Source organism: Christensenella timonensis (genome assembly GCF_900087015.1).
Classification (GTDB): domain Bacteria; phylum Bacillota; class Clostridia; order Christensenellales; family Christensenellaceae; genus Christensenella; species Christensenella timonensis.
On record NZ_FLKP01000001.1, the window covers coordinates 269335 to 294649 of the forward strand.

The following is a 25315-nucleotide window of genomic DNA, read 5'->3' on the forward strand; positions in this document are numbered from 1 at the left end:
GCATGAATACCCGCTTTACCATTGAGGAAGAAAACATTGTTGCGATCTACGCCGAGGACAGCCGGGAAACAACGCTTGAAAATATCCTTGCCGCCATGCCCTACATGGACGAGGATATGCGCCAGCTTGCCGCCGCAGCGGTGAACAAGCTGCAAGCCATGACGGACAGCGAGTTTTCCGAAAGGGAGTTTATCTTGACCGACGAGGAATAGCCCATAGAGAACAGGGGCGCGGTTGCCGATTTCCGGCACCGCGCCCCTGTTCTTTTTTTGTCCTTGCGTGGACAATTAGAAAGCCGTTTTTGCGGGTTTGAATATACTTTATCGTCTATGTCGTTTTCATGCGCTGGAAGCCGCAGAAACACAGGCGTTTTCAGCCCTTAACATTCCACTTGCCACCCCATGTTTTGCGCCTTATCGCTCCTGCTCCCGCGCCCTGCTTTGGGACGGGTAAAGAATACTATCGACGTTCTTTTTGACAACGCCGTATTCCTGCATTTGCTTCTTGGCTTGCCGATAATCTTCATACAATTTGGTTTTCCTGTCGTTTAAGCTTCTATACTCCTTGCGCAGCGCGGCGAGATCGGGCAGCTTCTTTATCTGCATTTCCTTTAATGCCCTTGCCGCAGCTTCAAACAGGATAATTTCGCTTTCATGCCCCCGCAGATACTTTTCCTTGTCCGGCGATTTTCGGTATTCATCGTAAATCGGTTTTAACTGTCGGTATGTGGTGGTGTGCTTGATAAGCAGCGACAAATCAGACATACGCTGTTCCACTTCCTTAATCGCCTTTGCCGCCGCGTCATGAGCGGTCATAATATCGGCTATCTTGCTTTCAAGTTCGCTATAATACTCAATCTTGTTTTCGGTTAGGAAGTTCATGCTTTTAGCAGCCTGTTTCAGATTATGGATTTTTGCCCACCGTTCATAGCCCGCCGACTGTTGGGCTTTGATACTGTTTTCAAGATCGACGACAAGCCGGATTTTCTTATCTTCCCGCAGCGTTTTTGTTTTGGCAACATACACGCCCTTGATACGCTCCTTTATCGCTTCTTCCGTATAGGCCGCGCCGAGCGTCTTTGTGCGGGTAAACCGTTCCTGTCCGGCAGCGCGAAAGGAAATGTATTTGCCCTGTTTGATTTCATACCCCATTTCCTGCAAGCGGCGCAGCAGTTCGTCAAAATCTTTCACTTGGGGAATGAGAGTATCTATCGCCGTTTTCAGCTTTGCTTTGTAGCTTGTCCCTTGCTTTTCGGCGGTGTATTCTGCATAGCTTTTTCCCTTGTCCTGTCCCGGTACGACGACGGATAGCCCATGCTCTTTACATATCCTGTCGCTGGTGCGCCGGATAAAGTGATAGCTTTGCTTGTTGGAATGGTACTTTTTGTAGTCAACGAAGCTAACCGCGTTGAAAATCAAGTGATTATGCAGATGGTCTTTATCGACGTGAGTTGTCAAAACAAACTCATACTTGCCGCCTAATACCGCCCCGGCAAGTTCCATGCCGATTTTGTGCGCTTCTTCCGGTGTGGTTTCTCCCACCGCAAAGGATTGTATCAAGTGCCGCCCTAAATGTGTGCCGCGATCTCCGGCAGCTTCCCGCGTCCATGCAAACTCAATATCGGCGGTTTCCAGCCCGCAGCCGAAAGAGGACGCAAGCAGCTTCCCGTCTGTCTTTTCGGGATTTAAGATATAGTCTATCGCAGCCTTTAAGGTTGATTTAATAGGGTGCGTCTTTGTAACCGCCATATCTCGTCCACCGCCTTTTTAATGTCCTCTATATCCTGCCTGTAAACCGTCCCCGTCGCATTGGCGCGTTTTGCAATTTGGTTGATGTTCCGGCTCACCGCTTGCAGTTCCCGGATATATGCTTTTGTGTCGCTTCGGTCAACGACAAGAATATACCCGTCTATCGCCATTTTACGGAAGTATGCCCCATACTGCTTTATGGGAAGCTGCTTCATCTTCTCGTCGATCAGCCGCTTTTCTTCTTCCGTAACGTAAAACTTCATCTGTATATTTCTCTTTCGGTTTTCCATTTCCGCACCGCCTTTCGGTATAAGGGTTTGGGATTATCCCAACAAGCATTTTCCGCAAACGGGTACTCGTTTGCTGTGCTTGCTATCTACTCCATACCCCCACCGAAAGGCGGTATTTGTTGCGCGTTCCTTTGATTTTGGACGCAAAAAAAGATTGCAGCCGCCATGCGCTGCAATCTCCCGATTTCTCATATTGTGAGGTTAATCCTCTGCTTTTTCGACTTCCGTTATCTCCCTTGCTGTTGCGGTTACAATCCGTATGCCTTTATCGCTCATACCGTCCAGCAGCGCGTCAAGCTGCCGCCGCCCGGTGGATTTCTCCGCATTGCTGTTCGGGAAGAAAAATTGATCTACCGAAATATGATACCGGGTTACAAGGTCATAGAATACCTGTAAACTCGGCTGTTGTCCCTTGTTCTCGATATTCGCAAGGTAGCGCGGGGAAATATATAACTCGTCGCTTACCTTTTTGCGGCTCTCGCCGTATTCATTTCTCGCGGCTTTTATAGCTGCCCCGAAAGCCTTAAAGTCGTACAATGGTACGGGTCTTTTTGCCATTTTCATTCACCCTGTTACATTTTACAGTTCACCTTTCTTTTTGGATATGTCCACACAATTCATATCATTAGGTTAAATACTTCCTGTTGTGTATTGACAGTAGACTGATTTTCTGATAAAATAAAATTTATGTAAAAGGAGGCGGCGTTTATGTTGCATAGCATGCGTATTAGATAAGCATTGAAAAAAAGGATTTTCCCATTTTCAACATGGGCTTTTTTGTCATGCTTATTTTGCGGATGCTATACAAAAAACTAACGACGTATAGATATAGTATAGACATAGTGCAAGCATGCCTTAGTTTTGTTGTACTGCTCTGTGCATTATAAATGCAGGTCAATGCTCATGTTGAGGATTGACCTGCATTTTTTTGTGTAAAAAGGACGAGTGAAATATAATGCTTAAAAAATATTGGATAAAATGTCCGATTTGTAACGGAAAGACGAGAGTTCAAGTATTTCATAATACTGTATTAAAAGATTTTCCTCTTTTCTGCCCTAAATGCAAATTGACGCATATCATTGATGTAGAAAAATTAGAGATTGTAATCAAAAATACAGAAAAACAAACTTTTATTATTTAGAAGAAAGGATATAAAAATGAAACGTTTACCTAAATATACGCCTGCGGAAGTACGGAATGATCCATACGGATTTACTTACAAAGAAATGTCGGAAGTTATTGGCGAGAATGAAGCAAAAGCCTTATATGAAGAATTATATAAGCAATTACCACGCAAAAAAAATCTATCAATGTTGGTAAAAAATATTTGCAAAAGCAGTGATACTGAAAAGTATGTTTACGAACTGAAAGACAACAAATACATTGAAACGGTTTTTATCAAGCGGCGAGATGGTGGAACTGTTTGCGTGAGCACACAAGTCGGTTGTCCTGTTGGTTGTATTTTTTGTGAGTCCGGGCGAAATGGCTTTGTTCGTAATCTAACATCGTCAGAAATCGTACAACAGATTATATTGTTGCGTCGAAAAGTAAACCGTATCGTTTTTATGGGTATGGGAGAGCCTTTATTCAATTATGACAACTTGATAAAAGCAATCCATATTCTCCGAGATAGATATGGGCTCAACTTTCCAACCGACGGCATTACCATATCAACAGTTGGTCCGGTCGATCAATTAAAAAAATTGCGCGAGGAACATCTTAAAATTCAGTTGACAATATCTTTACACGCAGCAACACAATCTGCAAGAAATCGTATTATTCCTCACATGCGCATATATGCTATTGAAGATGTTGTTAAGCAAGCCTTATCCTATTCTGAAAGGCATAATCGCAAAATTGTCTTTGCGTATTTGCTTTTACCGGGTATAAATGACCGGCCCTCAGATGTAAGACAACTTGCAAAATGGTTTCGGGGCAAAAAAGTTATGATTAACGTGTTACAATACAACCCAACAAGCAATTCAAGAATTAAAGCACCACAGAAACGGGAAATAGTTGCATTCAAACATCAATTAGAGCAAGCAGGACTTGAAGTTACTATGAGAGTTTCTCATGGCAGAGAGATTAACGCGGCTTGTGGACAGTTAGCTAACACATATAATAAATTCAAAAAAAAATGATTAAAAGTGCCAGACGCATAGACGCAGAGCCGATAACGCATTAGGTCAAAAAACCTATGTGTTATCGGCTTTTTTATTTAATATTGCGCAAAAGCCGCTGTTCCCTATTATAGAATGGATTGCGGGTAGTGTATTAAAGTCGCCCTTTTTTAAGGATACGGCGGTATCGGGGAGGTATCGCCGTGTCCATTTTTATTTACTGTAACCCGCCTAATGCTTTGCGGTCAAAAAAAGCTATGCTCCGCAAGCGGGATATTCCGGCTATGAATGTGAACTGTCAATACATTTAGCTACTGCTTACATTTCCTTTGCGCCCGTCCGCGTCTTGCGGACGGGCGCATTTTGCTTTTTTCAACTTTTTTCTGAAAAGCGCACTCAAGAGCCATCTCCCGAACGGGTACGGAGCGAAAGGGGCAGAGAGGACAAGCCCTTAACTCCCGTCCTCTACTCCACGCGGGAAGGAGGTGAACTCTATGGAGCTATCTTCTTCCGACAAGGAAAGAATACAACATCAGTACGACGCATTAGCAAAGAAAACTTTGGTCGGCGAAGCGAAAAGCCACCGTCGCACTCTTGCGAAACGCGCAGCACGCGAAGTTACTTTTTCGGATTTGAGCGAAAGCGAACTCGCGCAGCTTTTCACAACGGACGAATACGAAAGCGATTATTTCCGTTTTCAAGTGTCCGGCTTTGATGTACTCGTCAAAAATGAACTGCTTGCCGAAGCCCTTAACGCTTTGCCCGAAAGGAAACGCGACATTATCCTTTTGTCCTACTTCTTGGATATGAGCGACGCGGAAATTGGCGAACTGCTGAATGTTGTACGCACGACGGTTTTCCGGCACAGGAAATCCGCGCTTGCGAAAATCAAACAGTATTTGGAGGGAAAAGCAGATGATGAATACCGTTAGGAAGTCTGAAAATCTGTTGCCGTTCCCTGTCATTTCCGCAGCGGCAAACGGCGACACAACCGCCATGTGCGCGATCTTGAAGCACTACGAGGGTTACATAGCGAAACTTTGTACCCGCACGCTGAAAGACGACGCGGGCAATACCTATTCCTATGTGGACGAGGAAATGCGTAACAGGCTGCAAGTGCGCCTTATTACCCGCACCCTTGCTTTTCATGTAGGATAATCTTTTAGCCCATGCGGGGAGCGTGTCCCCTTTCCACGCTTCCCGTTATGGGCTATTTGTCGTTCCGCAAAAGCATATCCGCTGTTGATGTGCTTTTGCAGGCCGACAAAGCCTATTGTTCCTTGACAAAGAAAGCGGCCTTTGGTGCGCAGCATAACAGGCAAACGGGTACATTCCGTCTGTACCGAGCCAGTCGGCGGGTACGCCATGACAGCTTTTCCCCATAGGGGAAAAGCCGAGCGAGAACTACCGCGCCGTAAAACAGGTTTAGCAGCTTGTGGGCGACGACATACAAGGCGGCACAATGATACTCCCGCGTTGAACACCCTCAAAGTATTGCGCGGCGCACCCATAAGCATGGGCCGGGGTGAAACTCCCGTGAGGTTGCAGCTAACAACCGCCCGTTTTTGCCTTTTGACGAATATAGTTTATCCATACAGGAAAAGGAGGTTTTTCTAATGGATAAAAAACAGACAATTACAACCGAACGCAAAATAGGGAAAATCACCTATCTTGTTCAAGCGTTGCCGAGTGAAAAGGCAACCGATACAATCCATAAAAAGATTGAGAAACTCATTGTAAAGGATTTGCAGAAAAAGCCCGGAAATCCGGGCTTTTTAGCGTCCGAGTAGTGCATTAGGCGGCGGGATATGGTATAATGATAGCAACACATTATACCTGTTTATTCGGCTGTCGGAAAGGAGGACTAATGTTACAGTCGAATAAAATCACCGCCCTTTACTGCCGTTTAAGTCAAGAGGATATGCAAGCCGGAGAAAGCGGAAGCATACAGCACCAAAAAATGATACTTCAACGCTATGCGGACGAACACCATTTTTTGAACACAAAGTTTTTTGTGGACGACGGATTTTCCGGCGTGAGTTTTGAGCGCGAGGGGCTGCAAGCGATGTTGCAGGAAGTGGAAGCCGGACGAGTGGCGACGGTCATTACCAAAGACCTTTCCCGTCTTGGCAGAAACTATCTGAAAACGGGCGAACTCATAGAGATTGTATTTCCCGAAAACGGAGTACGCTATATCGCGATCAACGACGGAGTTGACACAGCGCGGGAGGATAACGAGTTTACCCCCTTGCGGAACTGGTTTAACGAGTTTTACGCCCGCGACACAAGCAAGAAAATCCGCGCAGTTAAACAGGCACAGGCGCAAAAAGGCGAGCGCGTCAACGGGGAATATCCATACGGCTATATCCCAGACCCGAACAACCGCCACCACCTTATACCCGACCCGGAAACCGCGCCGATTGTCAAACAGGTTTTCGCTATGTTTGTTAGCGGCGTGCGTATGTGCGAAATCCAAAAATGGCTTGCGGAAAACAAAGTCTTGACGATTGGAGCGTTGCGCTATCAGCGTACAGGACAGGCGCGGTATCAGCGGGCAATGATCGCCCCCTATACTTGGCCGGACAAAACGCTCTATGACATATTAGCAAGGCAGGAATATTTAGGGCATACCATAACCGCGAAAACTCACAAGGTATCCTACAAGTCGAAAAAGACCCGGAAGAACGAAGAAGAACAACGCTATTTCTTCCCAAACACCCATGAGCCGCTTGTTGACGAGGAAACCTTTGAACTTGCGCAAAAGCGGATTGCTACCCGCCACCGCCCGACAAAAGCAGCGGAGATTGATATTTTTTCCGGCTTGCTGTTTTGCGCTGGTTGCAGACATAAGATGTATTACCAACAGGGCGTAAATATCGAGCCGCGCAAGTTTTCCTATTCTTGCGGCGCATGGCGCAACAGGGCAAGGACAGGCAGCGAGTGTACCTCTCATTATATCCGCAAAAACGTACTTCTTGATTTAGTGCTGGAAGATATGCGGCGGGTTTTGCGGTATGTTAAGGAACACGAACAGGACTTTATCTGTAAAGCTACCGAGTACGGCGACATGGAAGCGAGAAAGGCATTAGCGCAGCAGCAAAAGGAACTTTTCAAAGCACAGGCGCGTATGACCGAACTTGACACGCTTTTCCGCAAGCTGTATGAGGACAACGCATTAGGCAGACTGACAGATGAACGGTTTGTGTTTCTAACTTCCGGCTATGAGGACGAAAAGAAATCCCTTGCCGCAAGGATAGACGAGTTACAACAGCAGATCGCAACCGTTACCGAGCGAAAAAGGGATATATCAAGGTTTATTCAGATTGTCGGGAAATACAGCGACATACAGGAATTGACCTATGAAAACGTCCATGAGTTTATCGACCGTATTTTGATACATGAATTAGACCGGGAAACCAACACCCGGAAAATCGAAATCCATTATAGCTTTGTCGGACAGGTTGATACCGAGCAGGAGCCGACGCAAGTTGTCAACCATGACCGCCGCAACATGGTAGATGTAAAAAGTATCGCTATCTAACCCCAGCAAAGGTTGTGCCGCTCACGCCGTCGTCTACAAAGAATACCGGATTTTGGAAATGGTTTTCTTTGGCGTATTTCGCCAATATATTCTTTTGGTTTTGTATGCTGTTGCTCTCGCCGTCCAGTTCATCGTCCCGCGACAGGCGGCAATACAAAGCCGTGATATGGTCAGTCTGCTTCATTACAAATCCTCCTTTTCGTGCAGGCTGCCAATACAGGATTCAAATTCGTTTTCCATGACACGATACAGCTTTTGCGTCAATGGTTTTGTACCCCTGTAAATCCCTGTGACCGAATAAATTGTCGTGCCTTTTGTGATTGATAGATTGATTGCGGGCAGGATAAATGCGGTCGGGTTCTTTACAACGATACTATTATTTACGATTCGTATTTTGCTCATGGGTTCCTTTCCGTTTTGTGATAGACTAGAGGGGTTTGGGGATTCTCCCCAAGGGTCTGCCCCAGCAGGCGTTAGCCTGTGAGGGCACAAGCAATTTTGAATCATGGACGCGCAAGCGCACATGATTCAAAAGGTGGAAGTGTTAATACACTTCCTATGCTTGCTGGTAGACCGAATATCCCGTATATGTCCCCTCACTACTAACACAATCCGAAACACCCAAAAAGGAACCTTTTTCAGAAATGTTTACAATTTATTTTGCTTTTTCAATTTACGCAGACGCTTGATTCTCTTGTCCCATTGATTTTTTTCTTCGGTCAAAATATCTGTCACGCGATCAACGATCTGCCGACCGCCGATTTCCTGTAATTTCTCACTATATAGTTGGAGCAAAAGACGCTTACCTGTTCGCTCAATGACAGGGTCATCTGTCGATATAAGCATGACAGGTAATAAAGCTTCATATCCATTAAAATGATCTAAGTTGATTTCCAACATAAGATCGCTGTATATGAGATGGTCTTCAAACCGCATTAGGTTTTGGATTCTTTCTAATCCCTCAACATTTTGCTCTAAACATTCCAATACTTTTTTATTTGACATGATTATTTCTCCTTAGATAAAATCAGAGTCCCATTGGACTCCATTATATCATAGAGATAATTATATAATCAAGAAAAAGATGTGTCTAATTAGGCACAATTTTTTAAAGGGGTACTGTTATGAGAAATATGATTCTTCAAAATGTGAGTTTATCTACAAATTTAAAACGGTTGCGGGCTGATTCTGGTTTGTCACAAAGCAAAGTAGTTGCACAAATGAATTTATTAGGGAGTCCTCTTGATCGTCCAGCCTATGCAAAAATAGAACTTGGGAAACGCAATATAAAGGTGACGGATTTGGTTGCGCTCCAGCAAGTTTATAATGTGGATTTTGCAGAGTTTTTTAAAGGAATTAAGCCGCACGAGTAATTAATTAAACATGACACCAAAATAGTCTTTTAGAACATCTTTGGAACCCAAAAACAAGAGTTCAATAGATTTTACATATTCAGAAACATCTTCTCGAAATGTAATTGAGGCATCATACCAATATTGGAAACTCTTTTTGTCGTCTTCGTCCCAAAAACAGTAAATGAATTTAGGATTTTCCGCCTGTTGATCATAAAACGCAAGCATCAAATCTCTTAAAATGTGCTGGTCATTATTAATATTCAAGCCAAAAATTATAACTGTATTTATTTCTCTATCTGCAAGACCGCTGTCAATATTTTCATGGATTTTAGGAATTGCTTTATTAATTTTGTCATTAGATTTTTGTATAGTAGCTACGTTATTGAAGAACCCTTTACTAATAAAGTAATCCCCTATTAGAATATCGGAAAAATCATACCATTTTTTATTACATTCAATTCCAAAATTTTGATAATTTACATATGCATGAGTATTTTCATCATATTTGCCATGTAAATGGATTATTTCTTTTTTTACTAGATTTTCGAGAATATTATCATAATTCAAAGTATAAATAGTTTCAAAGAGATCAAGAAAATTTTTAAGTTTATTTATATCTAAACTATCCCACTTATCTAAATCATTTATACAAACGGCTTTTCCATTGCAAAATATTGCAGTTGAAAATAATATTCTATAGTAAGTATTAAATCCATTCATTAGTACATTTTGACAAACAATATAAGATTTATTCTTTTTAGCAACTGATGGAATCGGAAACGGATATTTATTTCCAGCTTCTATAAGTGATATAAAATCATTATCTTTTGGGCATGAATAATAATTTTGTTTGACTTCTTTAATAGCAAAATATAAGTAAATTAATACGGGCCAATATTCAATATTGACAGATTTGTAACCATGTTTATGTCCGTGCTCTGAAATTAGTTCAACTAAGCTAATTTGGCTCTTTTTAAAAATCAATTCATTAATTAGGCCTTCTTTTTTTAGGATATCAACAATATGCTCGCTTTCTAAAATTGTATCCGCAAATTGAATTCCGCTCTCAAATAAGGAATCAAATTGACCCTGATTGGCATTAACCATAATATTAAATGCAGCTTGATAATTGGTTTCAAGAATGCGCGCAAAATTTTGATTTTGTGCGTTTGTTTGATATACAATTTTAGTTTTTACGAGCTTGTTTGCGGCCGTTAATCGGTCATAAATATTTCCAAAATCCGTATCAAAATTCATGCTGAATCCATTGCCACATAAAAATGCGCATCTATTATTATGAATTATCTTGTCAAAGCTTTTTATATCAATATCCATTTTCTGATCTCCAAATATTTATTTATATATAAATATTATATCACCCCTATATGTTTTTTGTTACCCTTTAGAGCACTTTGGGGCCTTTAACCATGCGGGGTTCAGAGTGCAGTTTTAGGGAGCCAAGGTGTTTGTACCTAAATCACTAAAAACAGGGTCTAAATGTCGACGTAATAAAAAGACCAATGAGTTAAATTCTCCTCATTGGTCTTTTCATGCCAATCCTGTTTGACAGCTATTCCTTTCGGTTTCCTGTTTTATGGATAACGCCGATTGGGTCAGCTCTTTTTCTTTTCTTTTGCTTTGGCCGGTTTTTTCGGCGCTTTGCTTTTATGCCGGTCTGCCTCTTTTTCCGCATAGGCGATCAGCATATCGAACACCAACCTCGAACGCTCGTCCACGTTTCCTACGCCGTAAAGCGAGATCGAATTGAGCATGCCGAACAACAGCTCTGACAGCACTTCCGCGTCCTTTTCCGTGATATTCACCTTATATTCCATGAATACCCGCGTGATCAGTTCCACAAAGAGCTGCTGCACCTGCTTGCGGATCCCGAACAGCGTACGTTCGATGTATTCCTTGTCCGATTCAAAATTGACGACCTGGTTGATCACATCCTCCGGCGTTTCCACCATGCGGCCGATAAAGCAATAGATCGCGCCGTAAAGCGCTTCCTTCGGTTCCTTGCCGAACACGGTTTCCATAAACTGCGTCATGATCTGCTCGATCTCGCCGGCAAGTACCTGTGCCAGCAGCGCTTCCTTGTCTTCAAAGTGGGTATACACCGTACCTACGGCGAGCCCGCTCACCTCGGCGATACGGCGCATGGAAAGGCTGTCGTACCCTTCCTTGTGGTAGATCTCCAAAGCTGCATTGATGATCTTCTGTGTAACGTCTTCGATTTTCTTAGGCATAGTATTCCCCTTCTGCGCGTCATTGCTCAACGCACGTATCGACAAGTCCCAACGCATATTCTTCTTCCCTGCGGCGGATATAGCCGAAAATCCGCACGGCAAGGATCACAGCGATGATCCCCGAAATGACATCCGCCACCAGCGGCGAGATCATGATCCCGATCAGGCCGAGTACGTTCGCCAATACAAGCACTGTTGGGATCAGGCATACGCCCTGCCGCGAAATGGATAATACCAACGCGCCCGTCGCGCGGCCAAACGCCTGGTGCGTCATCATCATGATCAGTGTAAAAGCGGTCAGCGTGAACCCTGCCGTAAACCAACGAAGCGCCGGGATCCCGATTTGCGTCACATAATCGTCGGTGGTAAAAATATGCATCATTTGCGGCGCCAGGAAATAGCACAGCAGCGTCACGCAGGCGCCGATCGCCAGGGCGACCGCGATGCCGAACTTCATGGCCGATTTCAGCCGCTTGAATTTATAAGCCCCAAAATTATACCCGGCGACCGGTTGATAGCCTTGTGCAAACCCAAAGATCAGCGCAAACCCTAAAAATTGTATGCGATTCACAATGCCAAAGGCGGCAATTGCCGCATCCCCATACGGTTTAGCACACACATTGATGACTGCAAATCCCACTGCTGCCAAAAGCTGCGTCAAAAACGTAGAAGAACCGATCCGCGTAATATAGGAAATAATTTCCCTGTCAAAACGGAAGCCTTTCAGCCGGAAAGGCGCTACCGTTTTTTTACGCCAGTAATTCGAGGACAGGATCAGGAAGGCAACGACCTGCGAGATCGCGGTCGCGACTGCCGCACCCATCACGCCCATGTTGAACGTAAAGATGAAAATCGGATCCATGATGATATTCAGCACAGCGCCGATGACCATCCCCGTCATGGACTGTAGCGCGCTCCCTTCCGCGCGCAGCAGGTTGTTGAAAGCCATATTGGTAAGCTGCACCGGCGAAGCCAGGAACATCACGATCGCATAATCCATTGCAAGCTCGATCGTACTGTCCGAAGCCCCCAGCCACAAAAGCATGGGCCGCGCAGCGATACAGCCGGCTACCGCCACAAATACGCCCATCAGAAACGCGAGCGTGATCGTCGTTGTCGCGGTTTTCCCCGCCTTTTCAAGCTCCTTGGCGCCCAGCAGGCGGGAAAGATAGGCCGCGCCGCCCGCGGCGAACAAAATAGAAAGCGCTTGTGTCGTGAGCATGATCGGCATAAACACGGACACCGCCGCTGTTCCCAGATAGCCTTCCGGCGAGATGCTGACAAAGTATGTGTCCGCCATATTGTAGATCGCCATGACCACCATACTGATGATCGCAGGGATCGCCAGACGGATGATCGCTGTCGGAATTTTGGCCGTACCCATCATTTGTGCACGCAGGTCTATTTTCTCTTCCATTCCTCGCCTCGTACTTGCATTTCCAGAATTTTACTGAACGTACGTTCATTATAACAATACCATCTTAATCTCAAAAAAAGCGTATGTCAATGCGTTATATAAAGTTTTTTCCTTGTATAAGGCGGGTCGTTCCGATATAATAAATGTTGTAACAATCAAGGATGGAGTGTGAATCATGTTCAAAATTTTAGAAAAAGCAGAACTGGCAAGAGGGATCACGAAAATGGTGATCGAAGCGCCGCTGATCGCAAGGAAAGCGCAAAGCGGACAGTTTGTTGTGCTCCGCACCCATGATAAAGGGGAGCGTTTCCCGCTGACCATCGCGGACTTTGACCGTGAGGCCGGGACGATCACCATCATCTTTGCGCAGATCGGCAGATCCACGCAGCAGCTGGGTACGCTGGGACAGGGCGAGGCGATCCGGGACGTGGTGGGGCCTCTTGGCGTGGCGTCGCACTTTGACCCATCCATCAAAAAAGCGGCGGTGATCGGCGGCGGTCTGGGATGCGCGATTGCGCTGCCGCAGGCCAGGCACTTAAAGGCAATGGGCGTGAGCGTCGACATGATCGCGGGCTTCAAAACAAAGGATATCATTATATTAGAGGACGAGATGAAGGCAGCGAGCGATAAGCTGATCATCACAACGGACGACGGTTCGTTCGGGGTGCACGGCTTTGTGACGGACGCTTTAAAGCAGCAGATCGAAAGCGGCGCGGAATATGACGTGGTGGTGGCGATCGGGCCCATCCCGATGATGAAATTCGTTTCGGCGCTCACTAAAGAATATGGGATCAAAACCATCGTGAGCATGAACCCTGTGATGATCGACGGCACGGGCATGTGCGGGGGCTGCCGGCTGGTGGTGGGCGGCAAAACGAAGTTTGCGTGCATCGACGGGCCGGACTTTGACGGCCACGAGGTGGATTTTGACGCGGCGATGCGCCGCCTCGCCATGTACGACGGCTTGAAGGAACGCAGTGAAGACTGCCGGCTTGTGCAGATGGCGGATAAGGAGAACTGACGGATGGATAGGAATATGTCGCTTGAGAAGGTAAAGATGCCAGAGCTCGACGCAGCGGAGCGCGCCAAAAACTTTGAAGAGGTGGCGCTGGGGTATACGGCCGCGATGGCACAGGAAGAAAGCCAGCGGTGTTTGGAGTGCAAAAACCGCCCGTGCGTAGCGGGGTGTCCGGTACAGGTCAACATCCCGGAGTTCATCCACGAAATCAAGGAAGGGAACTTCCTGGAAGCATATAACGTGATCACGGCAACCAACGGCCTGCCGGCCGTATGCGGCAGGGTATGCCCGCAGGAGAGCCAGTGCGAGAAATACTGCGTGCGCGGTAAAAAGGGCGAGCCGGTCGGCATCGGGCGCCTGGAGCGCTTCGCAGCGGACTTCGCGATGTCGCAGGGTGCGCTGGGGGTCAAGGGGCTGCCGCCCAAGAACGGCAAAAAGGTAGCGGTGATCGGCAGCGGCCCGGCAGGGCTGACGTGCGCTTCGGACCTTTTGAAGCGCGGCTACGATGTGACGGTGTTCGAGGCCTTCCATACGGCGGGCGGCGTGCTCAAATACGGCATCCCGCAGTTCCGCCTGCCCAAGGAGATCGTCGACCTGGAGATCAACGTCTTAAAGGAGATGGGGGCGGATATTGAGCTTGACATGGTGATCGGCAAGATACTTACCATAGACGAGCTGAAGGAGCAGGGCTATGAGGCCGTATTCATCGGCAGCGGGGCCGGGCTGCCCTCCTTTATGAATATCCCGGGCGAGAACCTGAACGACGTATACTCGGCAAATGAATTCCTGACGCGCATCAATTTGATGCACGCGTACCAATACCCGTCTTACGATACGCCCATCAAGCCGTATTCCAACGTAGCGGTGATCGGCGGCGGGAACGTGGCGATGGACGCGGCGCGCTGCGCGAAGCGCCTGGGCGCGGGCAACGTATACATCATCTACCGCCGGAGCGAGGCAGAGATGCCTGCGCGGCTTGAGGAAGTGCACCACGCAAAGGAAGAGGGCATCGACTTCCGGCTGCTGGAAGCGCCGGTGGAGATCCTGGGCGACGAAAAGGGCAATGTGACGGCGCTGAAGAACGTGCACATGGAACTGGGAGAGCCGGATGCCTCCGGGCGCAGGCGGCCGGTGGTCATAGAAGGCAGCGAATACACACTGCCCATGGATGCGGTGATCGTGGCTATCGGCCAGTCTCCCAACCCTATGATCAAGAACTCGACGCCGGCACTCAAGACGCAATCGTGGGGCGGGATCATCACGGACGAGGAGACAGGCGCGACGTCCATCCCCGGCGTATATGCGGGCGGCGATGCTGTGACCGGCGCTGCCACCGTGATCCTTGCCATGGGCGCGGGCAAAACCGCTGCTAAGAGTATCGATGAGTATTTGAGCAGATAAATATTTAACACATCAAAGGACTATCCATTGAATTGGATAGTCTTTTTTGATGTTTTTCAGGAAAGCTCTTGCCTGAAAAGCAAAAAGAATTTATAATAAAACCAAAATAACCACGTTAAAACATATGTACAATCAACATTTTTTATGGAAAGAGGCCTGGCATGGCAAGATTTACAGTTCCAAGGGACGTATTCTTCGGACACGGTTCCATGGATGAAATACGAAATCTCAAGGGGTATAAGCGTGCTTTTGTAGTAGCCGACCGCATCATGGAACAGCTCGGTATAGTGGAAAAACTGGCCGATATCTTAAACGACTGCCATATGGAGGATATCCGCTGTTTCTTTGACGTAGAAGCGGAGCCCTCGGTGGAAACAGTCATGAAAGGTGCGGCGCAGCTTTCAGAAGCCCGGTCTGATATCATCTTTGCCATCGGCGGCGGGAGTGTGATCGATGCGGCCAAGGCAATGTGGATCTTCTATGAACATCCCCAGCTCACTTTTGAACAGATCGTGAAAGCCCATGAGCTTCCTCCGCTGCGGGAAAAAGCGATCTTGGTGGCGATCCCTTCCACCAGCGGTACAGGCAGCGAGGTAACCTCTTTTGCCGTGATCACAGACCATCAAAGCAAGACCAAATACCCGATCGCCGATTTTGCGATCACACCGGATGTGGCGATCCTCGACAGCCAGATCACGGCGACCATGCCGCCCAAGCTCGTTGCCTATACGGGTATGGACGCCTTGACGCACGGTATCGAAGCTTACGTGGCAAAAAACCGTTCCAGCTTTACGCGTCCCCTGTCCATCCATTCTATTGCCATCATCATCGGCTATCTTGAGGATTCTTATTATGGGGACATGGAAGCAAAAGACGAGATCCATGTCGCTTCCTGCCTTGCCGGTATGGCTTTCACCAATGCACAGCTCGGCATCAACCATTCCATCGCCCATAAAGCGGGAGCGCTTTTCGGGGTTCCGCACGGATTGTGCAACTCCATCCTTCTTCCGTATGTCATAGATTACAACCGCCGCGACCATACTGCCCTGCGCCGTTATGCGCGCATTGCAAAGCGCATCGGTTTTGAGGGCGACCGCGACAAGCTGTTACTCAATTCCCTGCTCCAGACCATTGCAACGCTTACCCACAACCTGCGCCTGCCCATTAGTTTTGAGGAAGCGGGCGTCAACGAGTTCAAATACAATATGTACAAGCGTGAGATCGCCGAGAACGCTTTCCTCGACCCATGTACGCTGTCCAACCCGCGTGAAACCAGCGCCGATGATCTGGAACGGATTTTGGAATGTGCATATTATGGAAAAAAGGTGGCCTTCTGACCTATACATTTTTATGCATAAAAAACGCTTGTTCCTGCTTAAATATGCACGCTTTCCTTTCCTGCCTATTTTAGCCGTTTGATCTGTTTTTCTGCGCAACCACGCATTTTCCGCGATTGTGGATAACTTCGGCTAACTTTCCTTTCCCCGGTTTTTACAAACCGCATTATAAAGCCTTTTTTGTGATGTAAAGTTATCCACATCCATTGGTGGATAACTTTGATTTTTTGCTTTGTTACGCGCTTTTCGCTTTGAGGATAACTCCTCTTTGCCCCCTCCTGCCCCGTTGCTTTTTTCCTCCCGTACCCATTATGCATACAGCGCTTTATTTTATACATTTTTAGCGTTTTCCCGCACTTTCGCCAATCTTGCGGAAGCACTGTAAAATATTGCTTTCCTGTTGTATAATGAAACGTAAGATGAACGATATTGAATTGAAGGAGTCTTTCTATGCAACGTCAATATAACAGGCCCTATCGCAGGCCCACCTCTGTAAACCGGCCACGTCCACGCGGCTACCGCAGGCGGCGCGGGCGTTTGCGTATTGGGCGGTTGGTTATCCTGATCCTGATTTTTGCCGCTATCGTAGTGGGCATCGTTTTGGGGATCATGTTCCTGGCCAAATCCGGTATATTCGGCGCGGCGGCTCCAGACCGTGTTTCCGTTGTCCTGCCCTCCGCCCAGCCTTCTTCTTCCGCAGGGGATCTTGCGGTAGCGGCGGTTGACGCGACACAGCCCGCTGCTTTTGGGCTGCAAACGGAAATCCAGCAAAACGGGGAGACCCTTACGGGGTTCAACCGTGCTTATCCAATTTCTTTCCCTGCCGGAAGCGCCTATACCCCGCTTAGCGGCGTATCCGCTTTCCGCGGCAATAACTATCGTGACGCCGCCCAGTTTGGCGGGATGGAAAATGCTCCGACAAAGCTGGACGAGCTCTGGTCTGTCGATATCGGGCTTGCCTCGCCGGAAATACAGCCGCTCATGATCCGCTGGGACGCGGATATGCGGCAGGTAATGAATTTATACGACAATAAAAAATCGAAAGAGGACTTGACCGAGGTCATCGTGCCCGGCGCGGACGGCAAGCTATATTTCCTTGACTTGTCGGACGGCCAGAATACGCGAGACCCGCTGGAGCTTGGTTTTACGGCCGGGGGCACGCCTGCCCTTGACCCGCGCGGTTATCCCCTCTTGTATGTGGGGGCCGGCGGCGACGGTACAGGCGCCTGTTATATGAACGTCTACAGCCTGATCGACGGCCAGCTTTTATACCGCTGCGGCGCGGAACAAAAGGATGCTTTTGCCTACCGCAGCACATACCAGCGTTTCGGCGCTTCCCCGCTCGTCGCAGCGGAGGCGGATACGCTCATATGGCCGGGCGAAAACGGTATTGTCTACACGATACGCCTGAACACGGATTTTGACCGGGCGGCGGGAACGGTTTCCGTTTCTCCCGACGAGCCTGTAAAATACCGCTATACCTCCGACCAATATGCGGACGACGCGCAGGCAAACGGGCAAGCGTCCCGCATTTATGGCTTCAAGAGCTCGCCCGCCGCCTGGAAGAACTATCTTTTCCTTACGGACAACGGCGGCCTCCTGCAATGCCTGGACCTCAATACCATGTCTCCCGTTTATGTCCAGGATACCGGCGGCATCCCGGACGCTTCCCCGCTCTTTGAGCAGGCAGGCGACAGCGCCTCTTTGTATACGGCTTCCTACGATGCGTCGGGCATGTCGCACATCCGCAAGCTGAACGCCCTTTCCGGTGAGACCGTATGGCAGAAGGACAGCACGGGAAGCATACAGTCCTCCCCCGCCCTTGGCTCCGGCAGCCTGGAAGGTATGGTGTTTTTCAATGTAGCCGGGACGGAAAGCGGTGAGCTTGCAGCATATGACAGCGCCACGGGCGACATCCTCTGGCAGCATACCCTGCCGCGGCCGGGGGCGTCCTCGCCCGCTGCGGTATATGCTGCGGACGGCAGCGGGTCTATCCTGCAATGCGACGGCGGCGGCCAGCTTTTCCTGGTCGACGGGAAAACCGGGGAAGCAAAGGCATCGCTCGCTTTAAACGGCGATACGCAGGGTTCTCCTGCCGTATTCGGCAACACTGCCGTCCTGCAAAGCGGGGAAAAACTTTTCGGCATATTGCTTTCCTGAAAAGATTGCATAAGTCCTGACCTTTTGTGGTATCAATACATATATTAAAAACAGGGGGAATTTTTCTTGAACGATCCGATATGGTGGCAGCTTTTGCTGCAGGTAGTGCTCATTGCTTTGAACGCTTTTTTTGCTTCTACGGAAATCGCCGTGATTTCCCTCAACGCAAACAAGATCCGACGCCTGGCGGAAGAGGGAGATAAGAAAGCAAAACAGATGCTCAAAATGGTGGAAACACCCGCCGGGTTCTTGTCCACGATACAAATCGGGATCACGCTTGCCGGTTTTCTGGGAAGCGCGTTTGCCGCCGATAATTTTGCCAGCAAACTGACGGACTGGATGGTGAGCGTACAGGGCTTCACCGCGGTCTCGCCCGATACGCTCAATACCATTGCCGTTATCATCATCACGCTCATCCTTTCCTACTTCACGCTCGTATTCGGCGAGCTCGTACCCAAACGGATTGCCATGCAGCGTCCCGAAAAGGTCGCGCGGGCGTCGGCCAGCGTGATCACCGTGCTCTCTGTTGTGATGAAACCCATTATCTGGCTTTTAAGCGTTTCAACCAACGGCATTTTGCGCCTGCTGCGCATGAATCCCAACCAAAAGGAAGACGAAGTGACCGAAGAAGAGATCCGCTTGATGGTGGATATCGGCGAAGAAAAAGGCGCGATCGAACCGACGGAAAAAGAAATGATCGAAAATATTTTCGAGTTCAACAATACGACGGCGCGCGATGTGATGACGCACCGCACAGATGTGATCGCCATCCAAAGGGACGAAACAGAGGAGGATATCCTGCAGCTAATCCAGGAAAGCGGGCTTTCGCGCTTCCCCGTGTATGACGAGGACATCGATGATATTATAGGTATTTTGAATACGCGCGCTTACCTGCTCAACCTGCGCTCCGACGCACCCAAATCCCTCGAACGGCTGCTCCGGCCTGCCCATTGCGTCCCCGAATCCGTGCATACGGACGTGCTCTTCCGCTCCATGCAAAAATCTAAAGACCACATTGCCGTGGTCGTGGACGAATATGGCGGCACGAGCGGTATCGTGACGATGGAAGACCTCCTGGAAGAGATTGTGGGAAATATTTACGACGAATACGATCCGCAGGACGAGCAGGAGATCATGCAGCTTAAAGATAATCTGTGGCGCATCGCGGGCGGCACCAGCATCGACGCGTTGAACGAAGCGCTTTCACTTGAAATTCCCGAAGAAGCGGATTTTGATACGCTTGGCGGGCTGGTATTCAGCAAGCTTGAAAGCATCCCGCAGGACGGCAGCCATCCGGACGTCGACGCCTACGGGCTGCATATCCACGTGGAAGAGATCGTAGAGCGCCGTGTGGAATGGGCGCTCGTATCGAAAATAACTGCCGGGGAATCAGTTACATAGGATGCAGGCTTAGCGCCAGCAAAAACATGCCGGAAAAATACGTGATCCAGTTGAGGTTCGCGTGGATCCGCTTGTCCGTGTGGTAATTCCATATGCCCAAAAACAGGTCCGAAACGAGGAACAGTACCGCGCCTGCGGCCATCACCAGCGTGCGCCCGGCAATCGCCTGCGGCGAAAATACGCTTACCGCGGCCTTGGCGGCCATCAATACGAGCAGCACCGTATAAACAGTCAGCGGCACCTGCGCTTTTCCCAGCTGCCAGTCCTGTTTTTTCATCAGGAGCAGCACCAACAGCAAAACGGCTGCTGTGACCACGAACTCCTGCCAGCCGATCCCAAAGCGCATGAACATGGAAATGAGTAAAAAGCACTGGGTCAGCGCAAAAAAGAAAATCCCGGCGTTGAACTTTTTGGCGTCCAGCCGGATAAACTGCAAAAAATAATCCCCGCCGACCGCGCACAAAAGCCCGCAGAAAACAAGGATATCCGGGATTTCCACGCTTCCATCCAGCGTTAAGAGCAACAGTCCCGCAATGCCTGTGATGCAAAAAAGCGCGCCCAGCGTAAGCTTCAGCGTCGTCGCCCGGACAAAATTATGCCGTGCTTCCATACGGATATACTGCCACAGCAGTATCACATAACAAACAGCGATCACCACCGGCAGGACAACCGATAATACAGCCATATCCCCATACCGCCTTTCGCTAAGACTACCTTTTACTTCTTATTATTTTTTCCTTCCAGCCTTGCCATGTGCTTTTCTTCACGCAGGCGTCCCAGGTCGTCCTCCGGGGTGAATAATGTGAAAATATCCTGCAGCCGTCCAAACAGCAAAAGCTGGTCGCCCGTCAAAAGCACCGTATCCTTGGTGATATATTCGAGCATCTCGTCGTTCCTCTTGACCATGACGATGTGCAGTCCATACTTTGTAGTCAGGTCGGCTTCGGCCAGCGTCTTCCCATCAAGCTCGCGTGGAAGTTCCCGGATGTCCACCCCGGCAACGACGCCGCGCGCGTACTCGTCCATCACGCTGATGATATTACCCTTCCCCTGAAACATCCATTTCTGGCCCAATTTTTCGATAAATGCATTGAAACGCACCTTCATATGGGTGACTTTTTTCACCAACATAAAGACGATAAAGATAATGGCTAAGATGATGACAAGCGTCCACAGGTCTTCCTGGATCGCTTTGGGAAGCGCGAGTACGACGTTTACGAACACCGTGATGATAGTCACGGAAAAGACATACCCAAACAGCATGACCGTGCGCGCCAGCTTACGGCGCAGCAGCTTGCCCACCACCAGTTCGCTTTCTTTTGTCGTATACCCGCTGTTGGTAAGCAGGGATATGACCTGGAATTTTGCCTTTTCCTCCGTCATCCCCGTCATGCGGAACAGGATGGTGAAGATATCGATAATCAGGATATATGCGACTGTCACTGCAAAAAACAAGGCCAGAGCCACCGACATATTCAACGTTAGATTCCCCCTTGCTTTTTATAACATACCCTCTTAGTGATCCAGATAATCCAAAATATGCGACCATTCCGCCAAAAGGAACGGAAGCCCTGCCGCCGCGTTTGCCGGACTGGTGGAGGGAAGCGCGATACATTCCCTGCCCGTCGCCGGGAAACACAAAGTTTGATAAAGCCTATACGCCTTCTTCCCGTTCGCAAATACCATGCGTATATCTGCGGCGGAAAAAATCTCTGAAAAATCGTTGGGTACAGCATTTTTAATGGATGCATCCGAGCTCCCCTCGATATCGCACGCAGCGAGTACATCGAAAAGCGCGATGCCCGCGCCTTTTAACATTTCTTCTTTTTGCGGAACCGTCGCAGGCAGCGGACACGCCAGCAGCGTGCTTAGCACCTCCCAGAAACGGTTACGCGGATTGGCATAATAAAAGCCTTCCCGGCGCGATTTGACAGAGGGGATGCTTCCCAGTATCAAGATCCTGGATTGGTCGTCAAAAACCGGCCCAAACGAATGTGTAACGCGTCCCGCCTGCATCATCAGCCGCAGATCGCGCGGTAGATATCGTACACGCTGTCCAAAATATAATCCGGTTCCACATCGCCTTCCACGATATCCCCATAGCTGATCTCCCCGGAAAGCACGGCGATCCCGACAATACCTCCGTTTTTCGCCGTTTTAATGTCTGTGTACAGACGGTCGCCCACCATAGCGGTCTTTTGGGCTTCCATCCCTGTTTTACTCAAAATATAATCCACCGTTTCCTTAAACGGTTTCCCTACAAATTTAGGTTCTACGCCCGTGGCATACGTGATCATGCTTGCCATGGATGCGCAATCCGGCCAGAACCGTCCCCCATCCAGGGGGCAGACCCGGTCAATATTCGTTGCCACAAAGGGAACGCCGCCGGAAACCAACCGGCACAGGGTGTCCGCTTTTTTAAAGTGAAACGTCGTATCAAAGCCCAAAACCGCAAAATCTGCCGTTTGCGTATCTTCACCTAAAAGTGTGATGCCTGCCTCGCGGAACTGCACCTCCAGCTCGGGCGTCCCCGCAAGGTACACCTTGGGGTCGCTTCCGTGTGTTTTCAGGTAATGGATCATCACGTCCCCGGACGTCATGATATGCTTGCGCGTCATTCCCGTAAACCCCAGCCGCTCCAGCTTTTTGACGTAATCAAGCGGCGCCTTGGAAGAATTATTGGTAAAGAAATAAAACTGCGTGCCTTTTTGCTGCATACATTCGATATATTCCTTTGCACCATCGATCAGCCGGTCGCCCAAATTGATCGTCCCGTCCATATCCAGCACAAAACATTCGATCTCCTGCAGGTCAACCGCTCCCGCGTTCACTTTTCCCCTTTTTTCTGCTCCCACCGCATCAGCCCCCATAAACTGCATCATAAATCTGTTTCAAATGGCCATCGTCCAAAGAAATCTCGTCCAGGATCGTGTAACGGTTCTTCCTTGTCGTAGGCGCGAGCCGCATCACTTCTACATAATCCTCATAAGTAAGCCCCAGGTCTTCAAAGCTTGCCGGAATCCCGAACCGCTTCAAAAAGCTGCGGATCAATTCGTAGTCGCCGCCGTGCAAATATTCCACCAATACGCTGGCCATTGCCGCCTGCAGCCCGTGGAAAGTACCTTTCCCGAGCGCGTCTATCCCGTGGCTGATCAGGTGCTCCGCCCCGCTCGAGGGGCGCGTATCGCCCGTGATGTTCATGGCGAGGCCCGACAATACGATGGATTCCGCTAGCTGCGTCAAAAACGCGGTGTCCTCTAGGCTCGGCTGCGTATACTGCAAGATCGCACGTACTGCCGTACCCGAAATGATGTAAGCAAAGTCATCCATTTTCGCTTTTCCGGCGCGTACCGCCAGCTCCCAGTCTTTCAGCGCCGTGATATTGGAGATCAGGTCGCCAAGGCCCGCAACGACCATCTGGCGCGGCGCATTGCGGATGATATCCATATCCATGATGATATACGCAGGGATTTCCGCCATCAGCGTCCGTACTTCGCCGTGGTCGCATTTCAATACCGCCATCGGGGAAGCCACGCCGTCGTGCGACATGGATGTCGGAATACTGATAAACGGCCGCTTTGACATGGTGGACGCATACTTGCCTACGTCCAGCACCTTGCCGCCGCCCATCGCGATGACCGCGTCAAAATCGCGGTTTACGATATAATATGCCATCAGCAGCGCTTCGCGCAGGCTGCCTGCATGGACAAATTCCCGTTTGATGTCCTTTAAATAGGAGGACAGGTTTTCATATACCTCGTTTCCGTATAACTCGTCCACTGTCTTATCGACAATGAGCATCACCCTGTCTGTCGGTTTTAAAAATTCCTTGAGCTTCGGATACAGGATCCCGCTCCCTATCTTTACGCCTTCCGGCACCGCAAAAGTATTGATATCCCTCACGCCCCTCTAATCATGATTGTGTAAATACAACGAAAAGGCCTTACCAGCAAGACCTTTTCCAGTATACCTTATTTATAGCAAAATTTCAAAACCGCCTACAGGTTTTCCGACATGATCAAAAATTCTTCGTACATGTCTTTTTTAAACACCAGCTCTTTTGCCAGTGCCTCGTCGATATCCTCGTCGATCGTCTTGTTGTCGTGGATACCCACCACCCGGTTGCCGATCCCCTTGGAAAGGAGCTGGACTGCGCGCACGCCCATTTGCGTCGCACGGATACGGTCCGCCGCACTCGGCGTGCCGCCGCGCTGCGTATATCCGAGTACGATCGCCTTGGCGTCGAGGTTCGCTTTTGCACGCATATAGTTTGCAACCGCCTCGCCCTTGCCCGCGCCTTCCGCAATCAGCACGATGCTCGTCATCTTGCCTTTGATACGGTCGCTCATGATCTTCTCGCAGATATGGTCGATATCAAATTCCACTTCCGGAATGATGATATGCTCCGCGCCGCCCGCAATGCCCGCGTAAAGCGCGATATCGCCGCATTTGTTGCCCATGACCTCGATCACGCCCACGCGTTCGTGGGAATTCATCGTGTCGCGGATCTTGGACATCTCGCTCGTTACGCCGTTGACCGCCGTATCGAACCCGATCGTGAAGTCCGTATACGCAAGGTCGTTGTCGATCGTCCCCGGGATACCGATCGTCGGCACACCCAGGTGCGAAAGCACCTTTGCTCCCTGGAACGAACCGTCGCCGCCGATCACGACCACGCCCGAGATATCGAATGCCTTGATGACCTTCAGGGCCTTTTGCTGGCCCTCCGGCGTTTTGAACTCTTCGCAGCGCGCCGTCTTTAAGATCGTGCCGCCTTCTTCGACGATGCCGTCCACATCTTCCGTCTTGATACGCTCAACGCGTCCCTCGATCATACCGGCATATCCTTTTTTGATGCCCATGACCGAGAATCCCGCAGCATCCGCCGCCATGACCACGCTGCGGATCCCAGCGTTCATGCCCGGCGTATCTCCCCCGCTTGTCAAAATACCAATTCTCTTTTTCATCACACTACCACCATATATAAAAAATTATCTTTAAACTTCTTCGTCGCCTGAAAAAACCTCGCCGTGTTTGGTTAGGATTTGTGCACGGCCGGAAATCTTGATCGCAGAGATATTGTCAGTAAACTGGGCGAGAAGCACATCGCCCGAAGTGAGCTTTTCCGTATGCTGCAGCCTTGTATCTTTGCCGCGCGTCATACCGATCACGTTGACGCCATTTTCAAGCGCCTTTATGACCACATATTCTTCTGTGTTTTTATCGTTTGATTCCACGCCCTGTCTTCTCCTTCAGCATTCACGTTACCAAACCACAA

Annotated in this window: 28 protein-coding genes and 1 pseudogene; 13 read left to right on the forward strand and 16 right to left on the reverse strand. The window is 49.0% G+C overall.

The window, feature by feature from the left end:
* The first annotated feature begins 2 nt into the window (after positions 1-2).
* On the forward strand, positions 3-212 hold the full coding sequence (locus BN6471_RS01260) for a transposon-transfer assisting family protein (protein WP_002584960.1): 210 nt from the start codon (positions 3-5) through the stop codon (positions 210-212).
* A 201-nt stretch (positions 213-413) separates the two neighbouring features.
* Here the strand turns inward: BN6471_RS01260 and BN6471_RS01265 are convergent, their stop codons facing one another.
* The 3 genes from BN6471_RS01265 to BN6471_RS01275 form a co-directional block, all read right to left on the reverse strand.
* Positions 414-1748 carry a relaxase/mobilization nuclease domain-containing protein gene (locus tag BN6471_RS01265; RefSeq protein ID WP_066644743.1) on the reverse strand — a complete coding sequence of 445 codons (1335 nt, stop codon included), beginning with the start codon at positions 1746-1748 and terminating at the stop codon, positions 414-416.
* Positions 1709-2038, reverse strand: a complete 330-nt coding sequence (locus BN6471_RS01270) for a plasmid mobilization protein (protein ID WP_002584958.1) — start codon at positions 2036-2038, stop codon at positions 1709-1711. Before BN6471_RS01270 ends, BN6471_RS01265 begins: the two co-directional genes overlap by 40 nt.
* Before the next feature lie 201 nt (positions 2039-2239).
* Positions 2240-2596 carry a helix-turn-helix transcriptional regulator gene (locus tag BN6471_RS01275; protein WP_002584957.1) on the reverse strand — a complete coding sequence of 119 codons (357 nt, stop codon included), beginning with the start codon at positions 2594-2596 and terminating at the stop codon, positions 2240-2242.
* Positions 2597-2993: 397 nt separating this feature from the next.
* Between BN6471_RS01275 and BN6471_RS12465 the strand changes: the two genes are divergently transcribed.
* The 6 genes from BN6471_RS12465 to BN6471_RS01295 all read left to right on the forward strand — a co-directional run bounded on the left by BN6471_RS12465 (position 2994) and on the right by BN6471_RS01295 (position 7699).
* Complete coding sequence (locus BN6471_RS12465) at positions 2994-3179, forward strand: cysteine-rich KTR domain-containing protein (RefSeq protein WP_003431289.1); 186 nt, start codon at positions 2994-2996, stop codon at positions 3177-3179.
* Between the two features lie 16 nt (positions 3180-3195).
* A complete protein-coding gene (rlmN, locus tag BN6471_RS01280; protein ID WP_002584956.1) occupies positions 3196-4179 on the forward strand; it encodes a 23S rRNA (adenine(2503)-C(2))-methyltransferase RlmN in 984 nt (327 codons plus the stop codon).
* 473 nt (positions 4180-4652) lie between these two features.
* Positions 4653-5090 carry a sigma-70 family RNA polymerase sigma factor gene (locus BN6471_RS01285; RefSeq protein ID WP_002604474.1) on the forward strand — a complete coding sequence of 146 codons (438 nt, stop codon included), beginning with the start codon at positions 4653-4655 and terminating at the stop codon, positions 5088-5090.
* Positions 5074-5316: a helix-turn-helix domain-containing protein gene (locus BN6471_RS01290; RefSeq protein ID WP_002604473.1), complete on the forward strand. Its 243-nt coding sequence runs from the start codon at positions 5074-5076 to the stop codon at positions 5314-5316. The genes BN6471_RS01285 and BN6471_RS01290 overlap by 17 nt, the downstream gene beginning before the upstream one ends.
* Positions 5317-5774: 458 nt before the next feature.
* Positions 5775-5948, forward strand: a complete 174-nt coding sequence (locus BN6471_RS12475; RefSeq protein WP_002604472.1) for a transposon-encoded TnpW family protein — start codon at positions 5775-5777, stop codon at positions 5946-5948.
* Positions 5949-6025: 77 nt separating this feature from the next.
* Positions 6026-7699 (forward strand): recombinase family protein, encoded by a 1674-nt coding sequence (locus BN6471_RS01295; RefSeq protein WP_002604471.1) that lies wholly within the window; start codon positions 6026-6028, stop codon positions 7697-7699.
* Between the two features lie 7 nt (positions 7700-7706).
* Here BN6471_RS01295 and BN6471_RS01300 read toward each other — a convergent pair.
* From BN6471_RS01300 to BN6471_RS01310, 3 genes and pseudogenes are all read right to left on the reverse strand, one after another.
* A pseudogene (locus BN6471_RS01300) lies at positions 7707-7883 on the reverse strand (recombinase family protein); the annotation flags it as partial.
* Positions 7883-8101, reverse strand: a complete 219-nt coding sequence (locus BN6471_RS01305) for a hypothetical protein (protein WP_046443910.1) — start codon at positions 8099-8101, stop codon at positions 7883-7885. The pseudogene BN6471_RS01300 and the gene BN6471_RS01305, both read right to left, overlap by 1 nt.
* A 246-nt stretch (positions 8102-8347) precedes the next feature.
* On the reverse strand, positions 8348-8704 hold the full coding sequence (locus BN6471_RS01310) for a hypothetical protein (protein ID WP_046443909.1): 357 nt from the start codon (positions 8702-8704) through the stop codon (positions 8348-8350).
* 119 nt (positions 8705-8823) lie between these two features.
* Here BN6471_RS01310 and BN6471_RS01315 point away from each other — a divergent pair, with 119 nt between their 5' ends.
* Positions 8824-9072: a helix-turn-helix domain-containing protein gene (locus BN6471_RS01315; protein WP_046443908.1), complete on the forward strand. Its 249-nt coding sequence runs from the start codon at positions 8824-8826 to the stop codon at positions 9070-9072.
* Here the strand turns inward: BN6471_RS01315 and BN6471_RS01320 are convergent, their stop codons facing one another.
* The 3 genes from BN6471_RS01320 to BN6471_RS01330 form a co-directional block, all read right to left on the reverse strand.
* Positions 9073-10389, reverse strand: a complete 1317-nt coding sequence (locus BN6471_RS01320; RefSeq protein WP_066644745.1) for a hypothetical protein — start codon at positions 10387-10389, stop codon at positions 9073-9075.
* Between the two features lie 278 nt (positions 10390-10667).
* Positions 10668-11303, reverse strand: a complete 636-nt coding sequence (locus tag BN6471_RS01325) for a TetR/AcrR family transcriptional regulator (RefSeq protein WP_066644747.1) — start codon at positions 11301-11303, stop codon at positions 10668-10670.
* A gap of 19 nt (positions 11304-11322) precedes the next feature.
* Positions 11323-12720: an MATE family efflux transporter gene (locus BN6471_RS01330; protein WP_082903254.1), complete on the reverse strand. Its 1398-nt coding sequence runs from the start codon at positions 12718-12720 to the stop codon at positions 11323-11325.
* Positions 12721-12895: 175 nt separating this feature from the next.
* Between BN6471_RS01330 and BN6471_RS01335 the strand changes: the two genes are divergently transcribed.
* The 5 genes from BN6471_RS01335 (at position 12896) to BN6471_RS01360 (ending at position 20037) form a co-directional block, all read left to right on the forward strand.
* Positions 12896-13741: a sulfide/dihydroorotate dehydrogenase-like FAD/NAD-binding protein gene (locus BN6471_RS01335; RefSeq protein WP_066644749.1), complete on the forward strand. Its 846-nt coding sequence runs from the start codon at positions 12896-12898 to the stop codon at positions 13739-13741.
* A 3-nt stretch (positions 13742-13744) separates the two neighbouring features.
* Entirely contained in the window at positions 13745-15139 is a 1395-nt protein-coding gene (gene gltA, locus BN6471_RS01340) for an NADPH-dependent glutamate synthase (RefSeq protein WP_066644751.1), read from the forward strand.
* 161 nt (positions 15140-15300) lie between these two features.
* On the forward strand, positions 15301-16476 hold the full coding sequence (locus BN6471_RS01345; protein ID WP_066644753.1) for an iron-containing alcohol dehydrogenase: 1176 nt from the start codon (positions 15301-15303) through the stop codon (positions 16474-16476).
* A gap of 450 nt (positions 16477-16926) precedes the next feature.
* Positions 16927-18636, forward strand: coding sequence for an outer membrane protein assembly factor BamB family protein (locus BN6471_RS01355; RefSeq protein ID WP_082903255.1), 1710 nt, complete (start codon positions 16927-16929; stop codon positions 18634-18636).
* A gap of 66 nt (positions 18637-18702) precedes the next feature.
* Complete coding sequence (locus tag BN6471_RS01360) at positions 18703-20037, forward strand: hemolysin family protein (RefSeq protein WP_066644759.1); 1335 nt, start codon at positions 18703-18705, stop codon at positions 20035-20037.
* Here BN6471_RS01360 and BN6471_RS01365 read toward each other — a convergent pair.
* The 7 genes from BN6471_RS01365 to mtrB all read right to left on the reverse strand — a co-directional run bounded on the left by BN6471_RS01365 (position 20030) and on the right by mtrB (position 25274).
* Positions 20030-20722, reverse strand: coding sequence for a lysoplasmalogenase family protein (locus BN6471_RS01365; protein WP_066644761.1), 693 nt, complete (start codon positions 20720-20722; stop codon positions 20030-20032). The genes BN6471_RS01360 and BN6471_RS01365 overlap by 8 nt on opposite strands.
* Positions 20723-20754: 32 nt before the next feature.
* The gene (locus BN6471_RS01370) at positions 20755-21510 is read right to left on the reverse strand and encodes a cation:proton antiporter regulatory subunit (protein WP_242861819.1); all 756 of its coding nucleotides are present in this window, start codon (positions 21508-21510) and stop codon (positions 20755-20757) included.
* 42 nt (positions 21511-21552) lie between these two features.
* On the reverse strand, positions 21553-22056 hold the full coding sequence (locus tag BN6471_RS01375) for a DNA-deoxyinosine glycosylase (RefSeq protein ID WP_066644765.1): 504 nt from the start codon (positions 22054-22056) through the stop codon (positions 21553-21555).
* Entirely contained in the window at positions 22056-22892 is an 837-nt protein-coding gene (locus tag BN6471_RS01380; RefSeq protein ID WP_162270160.1) for an HAD-IIA family hydrolase, read from the reverse strand. The genes BN6471_RS01375 and BN6471_RS01380 overlap by 1 nt, the downstream gene beginning before the upstream one ends.
* A 4-nt stretch (positions 22893-22896) precedes the next feature.
* On the reverse strand, positions 22897-23940 hold the full coding sequence (locus BN6471_RS01385; RefSeq protein ID WP_082903257.1) for an iron-containing alcohol dehydrogenase family protein: 1044 nt from the start codon (positions 23938-23940) through the stop codon (positions 22897-22899).
* Between the two features lie 95 nt (positions 23941-24035).
* Complete coding sequence (gene pfkA, locus BN6471_RS01390; RefSeq protein WP_066644766.1) at positions 24036-25004, reverse strand: 6-phosphofructokinase; 969 nt, start codon at positions 25002-25004, stop codon at positions 24036-24038.
* 30 nt (positions 25005-25034) lie between these two features.
* A complete protein-coding gene (mtrB, locus tag BN6471_RS01395) occupies positions 25035-25274 on the reverse strand; it encodes a trp RNA-binding attenuation protein MtrB (protein ID WP_066644771.1) in 240 nt (79 codons plus the stop codon).
* Between the last annotated feature and the right edge of the window lie 41 nt (positions 25275-25315).